This window comes from Thermoanaerobacterium butyriciformans (genome assembly GCF_017874545.1).
Lineage (GTDB): Bacteria > Bacillota > Thermoanaerobacteria > Thermoanaerobacterales > Thermoanaerobacteraceae > Thermoanaerobacterium > Thermoanaerobacterium butyriciformans.
In genome coordinates this window covers 12,409-30,373 of record NZ_JAGGLT010000022.1, presented here as the reverse complement: position 1 = coordinate 30,373, position 17,965 = coordinate 12,409, and the positions used below count along the sequence as shown (strand labels likewise).

The following is a 17,965-nucleotide window of genomic DNA, read 5'->3' as shown; positions in this document are numbered from 1 at the left end:
ATTTTAACATATTTTTTATAAAATAATAAGTAAAAAACAAATATTTTTTAGAAAGGTTTTTATCAATGATTGTTTTGGGAGTAATTGTAGAATATAACCCTCTCCACAACGGGCACATATATCATATAAAAAAGTCAATTGAAACTACAGGTGCAGATTTTGTCATTGCAATTATGAGTGGTAACTTTGTTCAACGTGGGATACCATCTATTATTGACAAGTGGTCAAGAGCAGAAACCGCATTGTTATCAGGCATTGACTTAGTAATAGAACTGCCAACAATATATGCAGTTTCTACAGCAGAAAATTTCGCATATGGAGCAGTAAAGCTGTTAGATTCACTAAATGTCATTGACTATATTTCATTTGGAAGTGAACTTGGTTCAATTGATGAATTATATAAAATATCAAAATTCCTTTTAAATGAACCGGAAGATTATAAAGTACTTTTAAAAAGTCATTTAAAAAGAGGAATAACTTATGCAAAAGCACGTGAAATGGCTCTATCAGAATATTTTGGTTCAAATATTAATGATGTAGTTGGAAATCCTAATAACATACTTGGCATTGAATACATAAAAAGCTTGATAAAGATAAATAGCAGTATCAAGCCTGTAACAATAAAAAGGCTAGGCCCGGGATATAATTCTATGAAAGCGGAAGATTCTTTTGCTAGTGCCACATATTTAAGAGAAATTATAATAAATAAAGATTATTCTGTATTGAGCAAGTATATGCCAGAATATTCTATTGAAATTTTAAAAAATTGTATTGATAAAGGTCATGGACCAGTCACTCTAGAAAATTTTAGCAAAATAATAACATATCTGCTAAGAAACAATTGTAGTATCGAAAATGTTTTTGATGTTACAGAAGGATTACAAAATCGCATTAAAAGGGCTTCATCCCTTTTCAATAATGTAGATGAAATCATAGACTATATAAAAACTAAAAGATACACAGAAAGCAGAATAAGAAGAATATTACTGCATGTTTTATTAGGCATAGAATCCAATATATATTCAAGGTACGATGGCCCAAACTACATAAGAATATTAGGGGCGAATAAAAAGGGCCTTGAACTTTTAAAGATGATTAAAAATAAGGCTGAAATACCAATTATAACAAAGGTTTCAAACTATAAAAAGATATTGTCTGATACATATATGTTCGAAAAAGATATTAAAGCAACTGATATATATACACTAGCATACGAAAATGCCTCAGTGTCAGGACTAGATTTTACCAAAAAATTTATTGTAATAAAATAGTCATTTTATCATCCCCTTTTAAATAAAAATATAAATGTGGAAACATAAAAGGGGGAAATATTTTGAACGAAAATAAATCAAGAAATTTTCTAGTTATATCAGTACTGTTTATTGTTGTTTCAATTATTGTATTTCCAAAAAATTCTCTCTCAGCAGCAAAAGCAGGAATTAATTTATGGCTGTTTACGGTCTTTCCTGCTTTGCTTCCATTTTTTATTGGCTCTGAATTATTGTTACAACTAGGATTCGTAAAAACCATTGGAAAATTTTTAGAACCTATAATGCGCCCTTTATTTAATGTCTCTGGAAATGGAGCCTTTGCTATGGCAGTCGGCTATACGTCCGGTTACCCCGTTGGAGCTCAAGTGATTAAAAGATTATGGGAAGAAAAACTTTTAAACACATCGGAAGCAGAAAGATTAATGACATTTTGCAACAACTCAGGCCCGCTATTCATGCTAGGTGTTGTCGCTATGGGTATGTTTAGCAACTCAAAAATTGGATATATTATAATGCTATCAAATTACCTAGGCTCATTTGCAACAGGCATCATATTTAGAAGACATAGAATTAAAGAAGAAAATAGAGGGAATTTTAATTTAAGTAAAGGCTCTGAAAGCAAATCTAATTATATCAATATTAATTTTGGTGAAATTTTAGGTAATGCTGTTAAAACATCCATGAACACAATGATCGTCATTGGTGGATATATAATTGCTTTTTCTGTCTTAATAGAATTTTTAAAAGTTTATGGATTAATAAATATCATAGAAAAAATACTAGCGCCTGTTTTTGAAATAATGGGATTTAATAAGAACTTAATAGCGGGGTATATTAGTGGACTAATGGAAATAACAATAGGTTCCAGCTTGATTAGTCAAGCAACAGCGCCATTATTTCAGAAAGTTATCTTAGTAAGCTCAATATTAGCATGGGGTGGTTTTTCAACTCATGGCCAGGTAATAGGCGTTATAAACAGTACAAAAATAAATTACTTTCCATATTTCATTGCAAAAATAATACATAGCTTTATGGCTGCATTATTTTCTTATATATTTTTAAAATTCATAAACATTGGTGAGACATCGGTGTCAGAAGTTTTCTTACAAGGAAATGTAAAAACTATGTTAAACATATTTGAAACATCATCATACATGTTTGTCGCACTGTTGTTGACGATAATTTTTCTGATAATCATCGTATCGTTGACAAGAAAAGAGGCATGATTATTTTATGCCTCTTAGCTCATCTCTATTGCTTTTTATTGTATTTAAAAGTTCTGTAACATTTTTTTCAAGTTTAGCTAATAACTCATCAGCGTAATCTTTGCTTCCAAGTCTAATTTCCTTAGCGTTTGTCTGAGCTTGAGCTATAATTTCTGACGCTTTTTTTTCAGCTTTTTTAACTATTTCACTTTCGTTTACCATTTGATTTATTCTTTGTTCAGCCTCTTTTAAAATTGTTTCTGCATCTTGTTGCGCTTCAATCAATATTTTTTGCCTTTCCTGCTTGATCCATTCAGCCTTTTTTAATTCATCAGGAATTTTTATTCTTATCTGTTTTATAATTTCGAGAATTTCCTCTTTGTTTACTAAAGTTTTTTGTGATAATGGAATCGTAGAACTATTCTCTATGTAGTCTTCTAATGAATCTAATAATTCTAAAACCTCAAGATTATCAGTCGCTTCCAATAAAATGCCCCCTCATTTTTTTAATTTTTTAAATATGTGCTTTATAACTGAATCTGGAACGAGATCCGATAAACACCCCCCAAAACTTGCGACTTCCTTTACTATGCTAGAGCTTAAATAGCCATATTTATTGCTGGTCATAAAAAATATTGTTTCGACTTCGGGATTAAGCTTTTTATTTATCAACGCCATCTGAAATTCATATTCAAAGTCTGAAACCATTCGTAAGCCTTTAACAATTATTTTTGAATTAACTTTTTCTAGGTATTCAATAAGTAAACCAGAAAAACAATCTATTTCCACATTTTCAATATCAGATGTTACTTCTTTTAACATTTCAACTCTCTCTTCTACTGAAAACATAGGAGTTTTTGACGGATTAACCAATACTGCTACAATTAATTTATCGAAAACTTTTGCCCCTCTTTTAATTATATCTAAATGTCCATTTGTTACTGGATCAAAGCTCCCTGGATACACTGCTATATTCATTTGCTGCCTCCTTATAAAAAGTTAATACAGTTTCGCCGTATTTCTTAACTCTAACTTTTTGCAAGTTTCCATATTTATCATTTAAAATATCATTTTTATGATGTTCAACAATTATGTAGCCACATGAATCCAATAGTTTATATTCGCTGATTTTATTCAGTGGTTCCACATATAAATTTTTGTAATATGGTGGATCTATGTATATAATATCAAATTTAATGTTATTTTTGCTGAAATAATATAATGCGTCAAGGACATCCATATGCAAAACTTTTGCATTGTCAGTTGAATCAAGTAACTTTATATTATCGTTTATATATTTAATATTATTATATACTTTTTCTACAAAGTAGCAAATATTAGCACCTCTGCTTAATGCTTCGATACCGATACTTCCAGTTCCAGAAAATAAATCTAAAAATCTTGAATCATATATATCAGCACCTATAATATTAAATAATGATTCTTTAACCATATCAGATGTAGGTCTTATTGCTTTACCTGGTGGGCATTTTAATTTTCTGCCTTTGGCTTTTCCAGATATAACCCTCAAAATTACACCTCCAATACTAAAATATTTTAGCATATTTTACGATAAGATACAAAATAATGTATAAAAATTTTGAAATATGGAAAATAATATAATTGGGAAACCAATTTCCCCAAAATTCTTCCTTCAATTTCTCCTCTCCCAATCCAGGTAGTCAACTACCTGGATTATTTTAATTAAAAAGGGTAACCACACAGGCTACCCTTTTATTTAACTATTTCAATGTTCCATTGTTAGCGATTTGGCTTTCAGCCATTTGGATCATTTTTCTTACCATATGGCCACCTACAGCACCGCAATCACGGGATGTAAGTGTACCCCAATAACCATCGGCTGGAGGATTTATTCCAAGTTCGCTTGCTATTTCATATTTCCATTTGCTCATGGCTTGCTTTGCTTCTCTTACTACAAGAGGATTCTTCGTCTCTGAACCTGCTGCCATTTTTATCACCTCCATTTAATGATTTCAATATTAATTTATCCATATACAATTTATATATACATGTTAATATTTTCATATATATATAACGATATTTAATTTTTATTTTACATAATTTATTTTTCGTAAATAAGTTTATTTAAAAAAGATACCCCGAAGGGTATCTTTTTATTATCTAAGTGTACCTTTGTTAGCGATTTGGCTTTCAGCCATTTGGATCATTTTTCTTACCATATGGCCACCTACAGCACCGCAATCACGGGATGTAAGTGTGCCCCAATAACCATCGGCTGGAGGATTTATTCCAAGTTCGCTTGCTATTTCATATTTCCATTTGCTCATGGCTTGCTTTGCTTCTCTTACTACAAGAGGATTCTTCGTCTCTGAACCTGCTGCCATTTTTATCACCTCCATTTAATGATTTCAATATTAATTTACCCAAAAAGAATTTCTATAAACTATGATTTCATTAGCAAAATTGTATGAAGGTGATAAAAATGGTTTATTATTTAATCTAATTCAAAAAATACACCAACTGCATATGGACCTGCATGAACGCCAGCTGAGCAGCCAGCTCTATTCTTAATAAAATTCGTAACTCCAAACTCGTTTCTAATGGCATTTTCAATTTCAAGCATAAACTCTTCTCTATCAGTGTGCAGTAATCCTATCTCTTTTCTTTTGAAATCAACATTTGTTTCTTTCATATAGTTTATTATCCACTTTATTGCATTTTTTCTCCCTCGTACTTTATCTTTTATTTCTAACTCTCCATCATTATTGACTAATATAGGCTTTATATTTAAAATACTACCTAGTATAGCCTGTGATTTTTTTAATCTTCCACCTCTATAAAGATAATCTAAAGAATCAAAAATCATTATATAACTTATTTTTGGTATCATGTCATTGATTTTGCCAACTATCTCATCTCTTGTAGAACCGTTTCGAGCCATTTTAGCAGCTTCTATAACTAAAAATCCAGAACCTAACGAAAAGTTTTTCGAATCCAACACTGTTATTTTTGAATTTTTTAAGTTTTCTTTAGCCAATAATGCTGATTGATATGTACCACTCAATTTAGATGACAATAGAATACAGATAATTTCATCATAGCTTTTTAATAAATCGCTAAAAACTTCCATAAATTCAATTGGAGATATTTGAGATGTTGTCGGCATTTTCCCTGAATTTAACAGATTGTAGAAATCATCTTTTTTTATATCTATCCCATCTTTGTAAGATACACCATCAATGTCAATAGTCAAAGGAACAACATAAATATCGTACAATTTTACTATGTCATCAGGTATATCTGATACACTGTCTGTTACTATAGCAATCTTGCTCATTTTGATTTCCTCCCTCATGTTAATTTAGTACAATCCCTTCCAATTTATCTTTAAATCGCTCAATTAGTTCGGCTTTCATCGTATCATGCCTTTTGAATGTAATATCGTTGTTTAAAAATTTTTCAACAGCTTTTTGAGCCAATTTCAATATTTCAATATCTTCAAAAATATTTGCTAATTTCAATTCTGGCAATCCATGCTGCTTTACACCAAAAAATTCACCTGGTCCTCTTATTTCCAAATCTTTTTCAGCAATTTTAAACCCATCATTAGTTTCAGTCATCACTTTCAATCTTTTTTTAACAACATCTGAGTATGAATATGCTATAAGAATACAATAAGATTGATGGGATGATCTTCCTACACGTCCTCTTAATTGATGAAGTTGTGCCAATCCAAATCTTTCAGCATTTTCAATAACAATAACTGAAGCATTTGGCACATTTACGCCAACTTCTATAACCGTTGTAGACACCAATATATCTATTTCTCCATTAACAAATTCATTCATAACTTTATTCTTATCATTTGAATTCATTCCACCATGTACTAAACCAACTCTAAATTCTTTAAAAACCCCTTTGTAAATCTCTTCATATACAACTTCTGCCGATTTTGCATTAATCAGGTTTGAATCTTCTATTAATGGACAAACAATATACGCTTGACGCCCTTTTTTCACTTCATTTATGACAAATTTATATGCTCTGTCTCTTAAAGTACCACTTATTGCATATGTCTCTATTTTCTTTCGTCCTGGTGGCAATTCATCTATCACAGATATATTCAAATCACCATACAACATAAGTGCCAATGTTCTTGGTATAGGCGTTGCCGTCATCACTAAGACATCCGTTTGTTCACCTTTTTCTTTAAATACGGCTCTTTGGCGAACACCAAACCTGTGTTGTTCATCAGTTATTGCTAAGCCTAAATTTTTGAATTGTACATTTTCCTCAATTAAAGAATGAGTACCAACTAATATATCAATTTCACCATTTCTAATTTCCTCAATAATGCTGTTTTTCTTTTTAGTACCAATACTTCCAGTAAGCAATTCAATTTTTATATCTAATTCGTCATATATTTCTTTTAAAGTAAAATAATGCTGTTTTGCAAGAATTTCTGTCGGAGCCATTATAGAAGCCTGATATCCATTTTTCACAGCAACATACATGGCTGCTGCTGCTATAACCGTCTTTCCTGAGCCAACATCACCTTGCAAAAGCCTATTCATTACTTTCCCTGAATACATATCATCAAGTATTTCATTTAAAGCTCTCTCCTGTGCTTGTGTAAGGCGGAATTTTAACTTGCTAAAAAAATCTTTTAAATCGACACATCTAAATTTTATACCTGCTTTATCTGCATTATATCTATTTTTTATCAAAGCCAATCCTATTTGCAAAATAAAAAATTCTTGAAAAACAAGTCTATATTTGGATCTTTCAAGCATTTTTGAAGACTCGGGAAAGTGTATATTTTTTATTGCACTTTTAATATCTAACAAATTATATTCTTTTAAAAAATTTTCATCAAATATTTCTTCTATATCATTTAAATATTCTTTCAAAAGATTGAAAATTATACTTCTTATAACTTTCTGGCTCAATCCTTCCGTTAATTTATATATTGGCACAATCCTTCCAGCATTGATATTTAGACTATCGCTTCTATCCATAACCGGATTCTCAACATATATCTGTCCATATTTATAAGAAACTTTGCCATTTATAATATATTCTTCGCCTAATTTAAAATTGCTCTTTATGTACGGCTGATTATACCAAACAAGTTCAACCGCACCACTTCCATCCTTAACAGGTATCTTTGTAATAGTTAATCTTTTTACTTTGTATTCCCTTGCCTTACCCGCTATATAAGCCTTAAAAGTCTGCTTTTCACCGATCTTAAGCATATCTATTGGTATTATTTTTTCTCTATTTTCATATTCTTTTGGATAATATTCCAGCGCATCCTTTACTGTTTCTATGCCGATTTTTTTTAATAATATAGCTCTTTTAGGACCTACTCCCTTTACATATTGTATAGATTTTGAAAGATCCATATAATCACCTATTCGATGGAAATAACGTAATAATACAAAGGCTGTCCCCCATATTGAATGTCTATATCTCCGTCAAACGAAATAAAATTTTGTAAGTCCTTTGCTTTATCTTCCGAAACATCCTTGCCAAAATAAATAGTTATTATAGAAGTATCATCAGATATATTATCGCTTATAATTTTTAAAGCGACTTCGTTATAATCAGTACCAATTGCAGTAAATTTACCATCTACAAATCCTAATATGTCACCACTTTTAATATTTATTCCATCAATAACTGAATCCCTTATAGAGTATGTTATTTCTATTGTTGTGATTTTCTCAATTGTATCATTTATGCTTCTTATTACATCATCTATACTCATATTTGCATCGATATTTATTATTGCACTTATTGCCTGATTGAAACTTTCAGTAGCAATCACATATATGTTTTTATCAGCCATCGTCATGGCTTGTTCGCAAGTCATGATTATGTTCTTATTATTTGGAAAGACAATTATATTTTCAGCATTTATTTTTTCCAATCCGTTTAAAATATCCAAAGCGCTAGGATTCATAGTCTGTCCCCCATCAATTACAACGTCACATCCCAATTCTTTGAATATTTTACTTATTCCATCCCCAGGAGACACAGCCAAAAATCCATATTTTTTAGCAGGAAGACTATTATCTTGTTTTAAATTATTTTTTGATTCCAATATGATATTTTCATGTTGAATTTTCATATTGTCAATTTTGACCTTTAATAAATCACCATACTTTAAGCCGTTTTGCAATACCAAGCCAGGGTTATTTGTATGAATATGCACTTTTATAAGATCGTCATCACCAACAACAATTAAACTGTCACCAAAAGATTCTATTTCTCTTTTTAACTTATAAGACATTTGTGAATTGGCTTTTATAAGCATTTCCGTACAATATTTGAAATTTATATTTGTCAGGTCAGCTTCATTTGTAGAAACATCGTTTGTTGTATATTCTTGAACAACTTCATGTCCTTTTATTGTTTCCAGCATTCCTAACAATATAAACAAAAACCCTTTACCACCAGAATCGACTACACCAGCCTGTTTCAATACAGGTAGCAAATCAGGAGTCCTTTCAACTGATTCTGCAGCAGCTTTTACAATCCCATCTATAAATACTTCAAAGTCCTTTATTTTGCTTAATTTTAAAGCTTTATTGGCACAGTCTTTAACAACAGTCAGAATAGTCCCTTCAGTAGGTTTCATCACTGCTTTATAAGCAACAGAAGAACCCATATTTAGCGCTTCTGCAAAATCTTTTATAGTGATTATATCGTGATTTAAAAGGCTTTTAGCAAATCCTCTAATAATTTGTGACAAAATCACACCCGAATTTCCCTTGGCTCCCAGCAAAGCACCCCTTGAAAGACTATTTAATATATCGTTTATATTATCGGATGCTTTTTCCATTTCTTTAACAGCATAATTTAAAGTGTATGCCATATTAGAACCAGTATCACCATCTGGAACCGGAAAGACATTTAATTTATTCACTTCATCAGATTTATTTGATAAATATTGAGCCCCACCTTTAAATAAAAGTTTTAAAGTTTTACCATCTATATGATCCAACAGTATTTCCTCCTCAGATATCAACTTTTATGCTCTGTACATTTACAATTACATTTTTAACTTTGATCCCAGTAAATGTCTCTACAGTATACTTGACTTTTTCAATTATATTTGCAGCAACAGTTTTTATGTTTACACCATACTCAACTATAATGTACAAATCTATAACTATTCCGTCTTCGTCTGATGTAATCTTAATTCCCTTGCCTGATTGCTCATTTTTAAAAAGCTCTATGAGCCCATCAGGTCCACGCTTTCCTAAGCCAACAATGCCATAACATTCAGAAGTCGCATAACTTGCTATAGATGCAATCACATCTGTAGAAATATCTATTTTACCTAAGTTATTTTTGGTTTGATCCATTTATATAACCTCCTATCATAATTATATTTTACCTTATCCTAATTAAATCATCAACAAATAAAAAAAATAATTGTCATCTTCTGGAACTGATATTAAATTTTAATTCAAAAAGTATTTACTTATATGAAATATAATGTTAAAATATCATTGTTGTGTTAATGCATTAAATTAAGTGCAATTAATTATTAATCTTGAAGAAAATTTATTTTTTTGTTAAAATGTTATTGTTGACAAAGAGGAGGTGCACATAATGAAAAAATGCGACGTTTGTGGAAAAACACCAATGGCAGGATATCAATATAGCCATTCCCACAGAAAATCAATAAAGAAATGGCAGCCAAATTTAAAGCGTGTTAGAGCTATTGTTGATGGAACACCTGTAAGATTAAATGTTTGTACGAAATGTTTAAAGTCAGGGAAGGTTAAGAGGGCCATATAAAGAAAGACGTGCATAAATGCACGCTTTTTATTTTTTACCTTTGGTTATAGAACTTAAAAATTTTTTAATAAAACCGGGAATTTTAAAATAAAAGACTTTCGGTTCTTTTTTCTTGCTCATATTTATCCCCCTTTATCATTTCTATTCTAAACTATTTATTTACTATTTGAAATATGCATTAATATAATATCCGATCATTATGACAGATAGACCTAGTAGTACCATCCATAGCCAGCTAGGTATGTATATTACAAGAATAAAAATTCCTAAAGCCATAATTATATACCCTATAGAATAATTCATCTTTTTATTCAAATTCCTTATTTTTCTATACATTCTATTCCACATAAAAACCCCTCCTTACACAATAATAGTTTATTCGTAAAGAAGGGGTAATGTGCTAATCTTTAGATTTTATTACTAATAATAATCCACTGTCAATTTTAATCTTAATCTTATTATTTATAAAAACATTGCTTATACCATAAGGCATATCCAATGACATATCCTGCCCTGATAAAGAATAATATAATCCATCAGTGTATATTCCCTTTACATCTGTACTATATGGAATTAATGAAACAATGTCACCTATCTTGCCTTCTAATTCTAAAGACCTATCTACAAGATGAATTTCATTTTTTTCGCTTGCTATTATTCCCTTTATATTTCTTTTTAGTAGGTACAATAGAAGTGACAGATTTGCTATAGAATGATCAAATCTGCTTCCTATTGATGCTATATATATGATTTCATCGGTTCCAAGTTCTATAGCTTTAAGCGTCGCTAACTGAGTATCTGTTTCATCTTTCTCTGTTGGATATTTATCTACTTGAACGCCATCTTTTTTATAATAGTCAATAATTTGTTTATCGGCCGAATCAAGATCTCCTATAATTAGATTGGGGACTATTCCTAATTTATATGCAATATTTGCACCACCGTCAGCGCAAATTACATAATCGCAATTATTAATTAATTTCCTTATATAATCAGAGTCGTTAAACTCACCGTTTGAAATAATGCATGTTTTCATCTTTTTACTGCACCTCTGAGTTTTTTTATATTTTCTCTTGGGTCGCCACTACCAAATATTGAGGATCCTGCCACTATCACATCAGCTCCAGCAAAAACTACATCATTGATGTTTTCTACATTAATCCCACCGTCAACCTCTATCTTGAAATTCAATCCTCTGCTTTTTCTAATATATGCTAGTTCACGTATTTTTTCATACATTTCATCTATAAATACCTGTCCCCCAAACCCAGGATTTACAGTCATTATCAGAACCATATCAACCGATGGCAGTACATATTTCAATGTTTCTAACGGTGTTGCTGGATTTAATGCAACACTAGCCATAATACCCATAGATTTAATAAACTGCAACGTTCTATCTAAATGTAAACATGCTTCCTGATGAACCGTGATATTTTTTGCCCCTGCTTCGGCAAATTCTTTTATGTATTTATCAGGATCTTCTATCATTAAATGTACATCAAAGGGAATATCAGTCTTACCTTTCAAAGCCTTTAATACCAACGGGCCAATTGTAATATTTGGAACAAAATGTCCATCCATTACATCTATATGTAAAAATTCAGGTTTTTCTTTTTCAGCTTTTTTTATATCAGATAGTAAATTCCCAAAGTCTGCAGATAATATAGATGGAGAAATTTCCATTCTCAATATCTCCTCCTTTTATTAGACTTTAACTCATTATATAAATTTAAATAATTAGAATATCTTATTTTATCTATTAACCCATTACTTACGGCAATTTTTACGCCACAATCAGGTTCATTTATGTGCAAGCACGATTTAAATCTGCAATTTGTTTCATATTCTTTAAAATCTCTAAAATAATATTTAAGTTCAGCTTCATCTAAATCTAAATTTAATGAAGTGAAACCAGGCGTATCTAATACATAGCCGCTTTCGAAAGGAATAAGCTCTACACTTCTTGTAGTGTGTTTCCCTCTTAGCAGCTTTTCGCTTAAATCTCCAATTTCCTGCTTATTAGTTCCATGTATACAATTTATTAACGATGATTTTCCTACGCCTGATGGCCCTGTAAAAAACGAAGTTTTTCCAATCAACATTGCCTTTAACTTATCAATACCAATATTGTCAAACTTTGAAGTAGCAATAACGTCATAGCCTAAATTTTTATATAAATTATACAATGGTAGAAAAACATCTTCAGCCACTAAATCAATTTTATTTATACATATTACAGGGTGTATCTCATTTAGTTCAGTTAATATAATCATTTTATCAAGCTGTAGTCTATTTAAAGCAGGATTTACAATAGAAAAAGTTATTATTGCTTGATCAACATTAGATACTGGCGGTCTTACTAATTCATTTTTTCTGTTATGTATATTTATTATGAAACCATCTTTTAAATTTTCTGTATCAATATCAACATTATCCCCTACTATTGGTACGATATTTGATATTCTGAATTTACCACGAGCACGGCATTCTATAATGCCATGCTCGGTATATACATAATAAAAACCTCCAATGCCTCTTATGATTCTGCCAGTTAACCTCACTAAAATTTCGCCCCCATTGTCTTATATATACTGCCATTTATATCAACTTCTATAATAACATTTCCTTTGCCACTAACAGGAACTGTTATTGGACTATCAGCAGAAGTGAATGTATTAGAATATTGTAATGTTTTATTGCCATCTTGTATCACATAAACATCAACTTTCATAGGTCCTTCTTGGCTAGGCAAATCTATTGAAATTTCTTTTGTTTTGTAATCAGATGGTAATTGTGATTGCTGCTGTTGCTGCTGAGTTGATTGACTTACAATTAAATCTACAGATTTGCCTTTTTGTATACTGGTGCCTTGGGGAATACTCTGATCTATTACAAAATTGTCAGGCACACTATCACTAGGCTGTGATGTTACATTGCCAACTTTAAGGCCAACATTTTCCAGTGCTTTTGTTGCATCGTCAAGTGACATATTTACAACATTAGGTACTGTCACCATTTCTGGGCCTTTGCTTACGTAAATATCAACAACAGTATTGTTTTCAACTTGAACACCTTGTCTTGGGTTTTGGTCATACACATAACCATTTGGATAGTTGTCATTATAATCCCAAATCAAGTTAGCATTTAAACCGCTATTTTTAATTTTTAATTGTGCATCCCTATATTCACTGCCTATAACATTTGGCACGACTGATGTCTGTTTGCCTTTACTAACCACTACATTTACTGTGCTTCCTTTCTTTACCTTCTCCCCAGCTGGCGGATTCTGTGATAAAATTGTATTAATTGGTGCATCGCTATACTGGCTATCTGTTATGTTCAATTTTAAATTATTGCTTTCTAGAATGCTTGTTGCCTTATCAAGAGTTTGCCCTTTTATATTAGGAACAGTTACTTCATCTGCTATTGCCATGTTATTTAAAAAATACATGGTCCCATATGACAGTGATGCCATTAATGCCAGAATCAGCAATGCAATTCCTATATTTCTAAAAATTTTGCCACTCTTTTTCTTGTTTTCAAGAGTCTTCGTTCCTGATAGCTTCTCATTTATTTCTTCAGATTTCATAACCCGCGTTACATTATTATCATTTTCATCTGTTATAATCAATTTATCTGGATTATTTATATATGTCTCAATATCATTTAATAGTTCGGTTGCGCTTTTATATCTAAAATTTATATCTTTTTCTGTTGCCTTTAATACTATTTTATCCAGCTTGTACGGTACTTTTGGATTTATTTTAGATGGTGGAACAATATTTTCCTGTATATGCTTTAATGCAACTGAAATTGGGCTTTCACCTTCGAAAGGAACTTTACCTGTAAGCATCTCATACATAACAATTCCTAGAGAATATATATCAGTTTTTTCATCTATCATAGAACCTTTCGCTTGTTCAGGCGAAAAATAATAGGCAGTACCGAGCACATCTCCGCCACCATACGTTATTGTTGAACCATTTGCAGCCCTAGCTATTCCAAAATCGGTAACCTTCACAATATTATCATCTGTTACTAGTATATTCTGTGGCTTTATATCCCTGTGGACAATATGATTTTTATGAGCATGTTCCAATGCGCCGCAAACTTGCCTTGTTATGTCGAGAGCTTTCGGTATAGGCAAAGGTCCATTAGCCTCTCTTATCAATTGTTTTAATGTTTTACCATTTACATACTCCATTACAATATAATAAATATCTCCCTCTTGACCTACATCATATATACTTACTATATTAGGATGAGAAAGGCTGGCTGCTGCTTGCGATTCTCTTTTAAATCTTCTCACAAATTCTTCATCTGCTACAAATTCAGAGCGCAATATTTTTATGGCAACTATTCTGTTTAAAAGATGGCATTTAGCTTTATAAACCTTTGCCATACCACCTTCACCAATTTTTTCTAATATCTCATACCTGTTGCCAAGCATTCTACCTATCATATTGTCACACCTCCTTTACCGCCACAATTGTAATGTTATCATAGCCACCATTTTGTTTAGCAAGATTTATTAAATTATCACATGCTTCGTTTATGTTTTCAGAGTTTTTAAATTCTTTAAGAATCAAATCATCTGTAAGCATGTTGGTCAATCCGTCTGTGCACAACAAATAAACATCATTTTTTAAAACCTTACCAGTAAATATATCAACTTCTATATCCTCATCAATACCCAATGCCCTAGTTATTATATTTTTTTGCGGATGAATTCTTGCTTCTTCCTGCGTTATCCTACCTAATTTTACTAGTTCTTCCACATATGAGTGATCTTCTGTGATTTGAATGAGACTACCATCTCTAATGAGGTATGCTCTACTATCCCCAATATGACCGACAAAGTAGTTATTATTTTCTATTAAAAGTAAAGTTAATGTTGTACCCATTCCAGTTAAATCTATATCAGAAAACGACTTGTTAAAAACAAAAGAATTTGCTGTTGTTATTGCATCTTTTATAAATTTTTTTATTGATTCGTCATCTTTGTTACAATTATCATAATTGTCAAAAAAATACTTAGTTACTGTCTCTACCGCATATTTGCTTGCAACCTCTCCACCGTTGCATCCACCCATGCCGTCAGCAACTATAAAAAGATTTAGATTTTTATTATCAGAAATATAATACGAATCTTCATTATTTTCTCTAACATTGCCTGTATCTGTCAAAGCATATACTAACATTTGTATTATTTCACCCTTCCAGCTAAATATTTCCTTCTCAATTGCCCACAAGCAGCGTCAATATCACTACCGAGCTCACGCCTAACTGTACACGTAATGCCATTTTCTTCAAGAGTATTTTTGAAAGCCATTATTTTCCCATTGTCAGCTTTCTTATATCCAATTTCACCTACATAATTAATTGGTATCAAATTAACATGGCACAGAAGACCCTTTAAGAGCTTTGATAATTTTACGCTCATCTCATAGCTATCATTTACATCTTTTATTAGCGAATATTCAAAAGTCACTCTTCTATGAGTCTTATCAATATAATATTTACATGCTTTTATTAAATCTTTTATGGGATATACCTTGTTTATCGGCATCAACTGTGTCCTTAAATCATCCGTAGGTGCATGTAATGATATAGACAAATTAACACCTAAACCTTCATTTGCAAAATCATAAATTTTCGGAACAATCCCACATGTAGAAATAGTAATATGCCTTATGCCTATGCTCATACCAAAAGGATTATTGACAATTTTTATAAATTTCATAACCTCATCATAATTGTCAAAGGGCTCTCCACTGCCCATCAATACTATATTTGATATTTTACCATAATCATTATTCATTATAAGAACTTCATCTACCATTTCAGAAGCATTTAAATTTCTAGCTTTTCCTTCAATTCCTGATGCGCAAAATGAGCATTTCATATTGCATCCTACCTGAGTAGATATACAAGAAGTATTGCCAAAACTATACTTTATAGCCACGCCTTCAACTATATTTTCATCCTCAAGTAAAAAAAGATATTTTGCTGTCTCGTCTACATCTGAAACCAATTTCCGAGCAATTTTTAAGCTAGATATATATGCTATATTTTTTAATTTTTGTCTCAACTCTTTTTTTAAATCTGTCATGTCGTCGAAATTTGTTACTCCTCTATAGATCCATTGAAAAACTTGCTTTGCTCTGTACTTTGTTTCTCCAATATCGATAAAAAATTTTTCTAGTTCATCAATAGTCATATTTTTTAAATCGACCAATTAAAACGCCTCCAAATTTTCTTACAGATATTATATCATAAAAAATTAGTTATTTCTCTGCATTTTGCATATAAAAAAACCGTCTGTATTGTTTATATTTGGTAGCAATTGTATACATCCTCTATCATCTACATAAGATATTAATTTCTCTGGCAAAAAAGGCCTTATATCAGAAATCTTAAACTCTTTATTTTCATTTAAAAACTTATCAACTACATTCATATTTTCTTCTCTGCCTATTGTGCAAGTGCTGTATAAAATATACCCACCCCTTTTTACATATTTAGAGCTGGAAGAAAGTATGCGATACTGTATGTTATTTAGTTCTTCAAAATCTTTCTCTGTATAATTTTTCAATTTTATATCCGGTTTTTTTCTTATGATCCCTATTCCGCTGCATGGAACATCAACAAGAACTTTATCAGCTTTATCTATATATTCACTATTTACATTAGTTGAATCAAATGCAAGTGCATCTACATTATCTATGCCTAATCTCCTGCAATTTCTTTTTATTAAGTCTATTTTATGTTCATATATGTCAAACGCTACTATTTTACCTTTGTTATTCATTAATTGAGACAGATGAGTAGTTTTCCCTCCAGGCGCACTGCAAACATCCATTACCATGTCGTCAGGCTTCGGAGATAAAACCTTTGAAATAATCATGGCTCCTTCATCTTGAACCAGAATTAATCCCTCATTATACATTTCATCATTGGTAATATTTTTTAAGCCTATATAGTAGGCATCATCATTGTACAATCCTTTTTTATAGTTAAGTCCCCTATCCTTTAATTTTTTTTCAAAATTTTTTCCATCAATCTTTAAAGTATTAATCCTGATTGATATTTCAGGTCTGCCGTTAAGCGATTCTAATATACTCTCTGTAGCATCTCTATCGTAATTATTTAACAGTCTTTTAACAATCCATTCAGGAAATGAATATTTAAAAGACAAATATTCAATTAAGTTTTCATCAGGTTGTGAAAACTTAATCTGCTTGGTATTGCGTAAATAACTTCGCAATACTGCATTGACAAACTTAGAAGCATACTTTCCTATATACTTCTTTGCAAGATTAACTGATTCATTTATAGCTGCATAATCGGGAACCTTGTCCATATACATTAGCTGAAATAAACCCATTTCAAGTATTATAAGAACCTTATCGTCAATTTTTTTAATACCTTTCGTTGAGTAATGATCGATAATACGATCTAGCGTATACTTTCTTTCTATCGTCCCAAAAACTATCTCTTTAATAAAACTTTTGTCTACGTCTTCTATTTCATTATTATTTAAATATTTATTAAGCACAATATTTAAATAACCTTTTTTTGCCAATACATCGTATAAAATTTTAAAAGCAATATCTCGCTGATTCATAATACACCTCTGTATTTATTTAAAATACTCAAATAACTTTTATAAAAATAAAATGTCTAAAAAAG

At 31.0% G+C, this 17,965-nt stretch carries 20 protein-coding genes; 3 read left to right on the top strand and 17 right to left on the bottom strand.

Annotation, left to right across the window (positions count from 1 at the left end; translation table 11 throughout):
• Nucleotides 1-65 precede the first annotated feature (65 nt).
• Together J2Z80_RS09965 and ylbJ are read left to right on the top strand one after the other, a co-directional pair.
• The gene (locus J2Z80_RS09965; protein ID WP_209454259.1) at nucleotides 66-1,271 is read left to right on the top strand and encodes a nucleotidyltransferase; all 1,206 of its coding nucleotides are present in this window, start codon (nucleotides 66-68) and stop codon (nucleotides 1,269-1,271) included.
• 62 nt (nucleotides 1,272-1,333) lie between these two features.
• Nucleotides 1,334-2,497 carry a sporulation integral membrane protein YlbJ gene (gene ylbJ, locus J2Z80_RS09960; RefSeq protein ID WP_209454258.1) on the top strand — a complete coding sequence of 388 codons (1,164 nt, stop codon included), beginning with the start codon at nucleotides 1,334-1,336 and terminating at the stop codon, nucleotides 2,495-2,497.
• Here ylbJ and J2Z80_RS09955 read toward each other — a convergent pair whose 3' ends face one another.
• From J2Z80_RS09955 to J2Z80_RS09915, 9 genes are all read right to left on the bottom strand, one after another.
• Nucleotides 2,498-2,962 (bottom strand): ATPase, encoded by a 465-nt coding sequence (locus tag J2Z80_RS09955; RefSeq protein WP_209454257.1) that lies wholly within the window; start codon nucleotides 2,960-2,962, stop codon nucleotides 2,498-2,500. It lies immediately after the preceding gene.
• 12 nt (nucleotides 2,963-2,974) lie between these two features.
• Entirely contained in the window at nucleotides 2,975-3,454 is a 480-nt protein-coding gene (gene coaD, locus J2Z80_RS09950; protein ID WP_209454256.1) for a pantetheine-phosphate adenylyltransferase, read from the bottom strand.
• Nucleotides 3,423-4,007, bottom strand: coding sequence for a 16S rRNA (guanine(966)-N(2))-methyltransferase RsmD (gene rsmD, locus J2Z80_RS09945; protein WP_209454255.1), 585 nt, complete (start codon nucleotides 4,005-4,007; stop codon nucleotides 3,423-3,425). The genes coaD and rsmD overlap by 32 nt, the downstream gene beginning before the upstream one ends.
• 211 nt (nucleotides 4,008-4,218) lie before the next feature.
• A complete protein-coding gene (locus J2Z80_RS09940; RefSeq protein WP_013297985.1) occupies nucleotides 4,219-4,446 on the bottom strand; it encodes an alpha/beta-type small acid-soluble spore protein in 228 nt (75 codons plus the stop codon).
• A 168-nt stretch (nucleotides 4,447-4,614) separates the two neighbouring features.
• Nucleotides 4,615-4,842, bottom strand: a complete 228-nt coding sequence (locus J2Z80_RS09935; protein ID WP_013297986.1) for an alpha/beta-type small acid-soluble spore protein — start codon at nucleotides 4,840-4,842, stop codon at nucleotides 4,615-4,617.
• A 110-nt stretch (nucleotides 4,843-4,952) separates the two neighbouring features.
• Entirely contained in the window at nucleotides 4,953-5,795 is an 843-nt protein-coding gene (locus J2Z80_RS09930) for a DegV family protein (protein ID WP_209454254.1), read from the bottom strand.
• A 19-nt stretch (nucleotides 5,796-5,814) separates the two neighbouring features.
• Nucleotides 5,815-7,863: an ATP-dependent DNA helicase RecG gene (gene recG / locus J2Z80_RS09925; RefSeq protein ID WP_209454253.1), complete on the bottom strand. Its 2,049-nt coding sequence runs from the start codon at nucleotides 7,861-7,863 to the stop codon at nucleotides 5,815-5,817.
• Nucleotides 7,864-7,871: 8 nt separating this feature from the next.
• Nucleotides 7,872-9,470 (bottom strand): DAK2 domain-containing protein, encoded by a 1,599-nt coding sequence (locus J2Z80_RS09920; protein WP_209454276.1) that lies wholly within the window; start codon nucleotides 9,468-9,470, stop codon nucleotides 7,872-7,874.
• Between the two features lie 10 nt (nucleotides 9,471-9,480).
• A complete protein-coding gene (locus tag J2Z80_RS09915; protein ID WP_209454252.1) occupies nucleotides 9,481-9,831 on the bottom strand; it encodes an Asp23/Gls24 family envelope stress response protein in 351 nt (116 codons plus the stop codon).
• Between the two features lie 250 nt (nucleotides 9,832-10,081).
• On the opposite strand from J2Z80_RS09915, the gene rpmB reads away from it, so the two are divergent.
• The gene (gene rpmB, locus J2Z80_RS09910) at nucleotides 10,082-10,270 is read left to right on the top strand and encodes a 50S ribosomal protein L28 (protein WP_209454251.1); all 189 of its coding nucleotides are present in this window, start codon (nucleotides 10,082-10,084) and stop codon (nucleotides 10,268-10,270) included.
• Between the two features lie 162 nt (nucleotides 10,271-10,432).
• On the opposite strand, the gene J2Z80_RS09905 is transcribed toward rpmB, so the two are convergent.
• From J2Z80_RS09905 to rsmB, 8 genes are read right to left on the bottom strand one after another with little or no spacing between them, the layout of a single operon-like run.
• Nucleotides 10,433-10,618, bottom strand: a complete 186-nt coding sequence (locus J2Z80_RS09905) for a hypothetical protein (RefSeq protein WP_209454250.1) — start codon at nucleotides 10,616-10,618, stop codon at nucleotides 10,433-10,435.
• 52 nt (nucleotides 10,619-10,670) lie between these two features.
• Nucleotides 10,671-11,306, bottom strand: a complete 636-nt coding sequence (locus tag J2Z80_RS09900) for a thiamine diphosphokinase (protein ID WP_209454249.1) — start codon at nucleotides 11,304-11,306, stop codon at nucleotides 10,671-10,673.
• A complete protein-coding gene (gene rpe / locus J2Z80_RS09895; protein ID WP_209454275.1) occupies nucleotides 11,303-11,956 on the bottom strand; it encodes a ribulose-phosphate 3-epimerase in 654 nt (217 codons plus the stop codon). The genes J2Z80_RS09900 and rpe overlap by 4 nt, the downstream gene beginning before the upstream one ends.
• A gap of 2 nt (nucleotides 11,957-11,958) precedes the next feature.
• Nucleotides 11,959-12,834 carry a ribosome small subunit-dependent GTPase A gene (rsgA, locus tag J2Z80_RS09890; RefSeq protein ID WP_209454248.1) on the bottom strand — a complete coding sequence of 292 codons (876 nt, stop codon included), beginning with the start codon at nucleotides 12,832-12,834 and terminating at the stop codon, nucleotides 11,959-11,961.
• Nucleotides 12,834-14,735, bottom strand: a complete 1,902-nt coding sequence (gene pknB / locus J2Z80_RS09885) for a Stk1 family PASTA domain-containing Ser/Thr kinase (protein ID WP_209454247.1) — start codon at nucleotides 14,733-14,735, stop codon at nucleotides 12,834-12,836. The genes rsgA and pknB overlap by 1 nt, the downstream gene beginning before the upstream one ends.
• Before the next feature lie 4 nt (nucleotides 14,736-14,739).
• Nucleotides 14,740-15,474, bottom strand: coding sequence for a Stp1/IreP family PP2C-type Ser/Thr phosphatase (locus J2Z80_RS09880; RefSeq protein WP_192402651.1), 735 nt, complete (start codon nucleotides 15,472-15,474; stop codon nucleotides 14,740-14,742).
• A gap of 5 nt (nucleotides 15,475-15,479) precedes the next feature.
• Nucleotides 15,480-16,511 (bottom strand): dual-specificity RNA methyltransferase RlmN, encoded by a 1,032-nt coding sequence (gene rlmN, locus J2Z80_RS09875; protein ID WP_192402653.1) that lies wholly within the window; start codon nucleotides 16,509-16,511, stop codon nucleotides 15,480-15,482.
• 45 nt (nucleotides 16,512-16,556) lie between these two features.
• Entirely contained in the window at nucleotides 16,557-17,900 is a 1,344-nt protein-coding gene (gene rsmB / locus J2Z80_RS09870; RefSeq protein WP_209454246.1) for a 16S rRNA (cytosine(967)-C(5))-methyltransferase RsmB, read from the bottom strand.
• Nucleotides 17,901-17,965 lie beyond the last annotated feature (65 nt).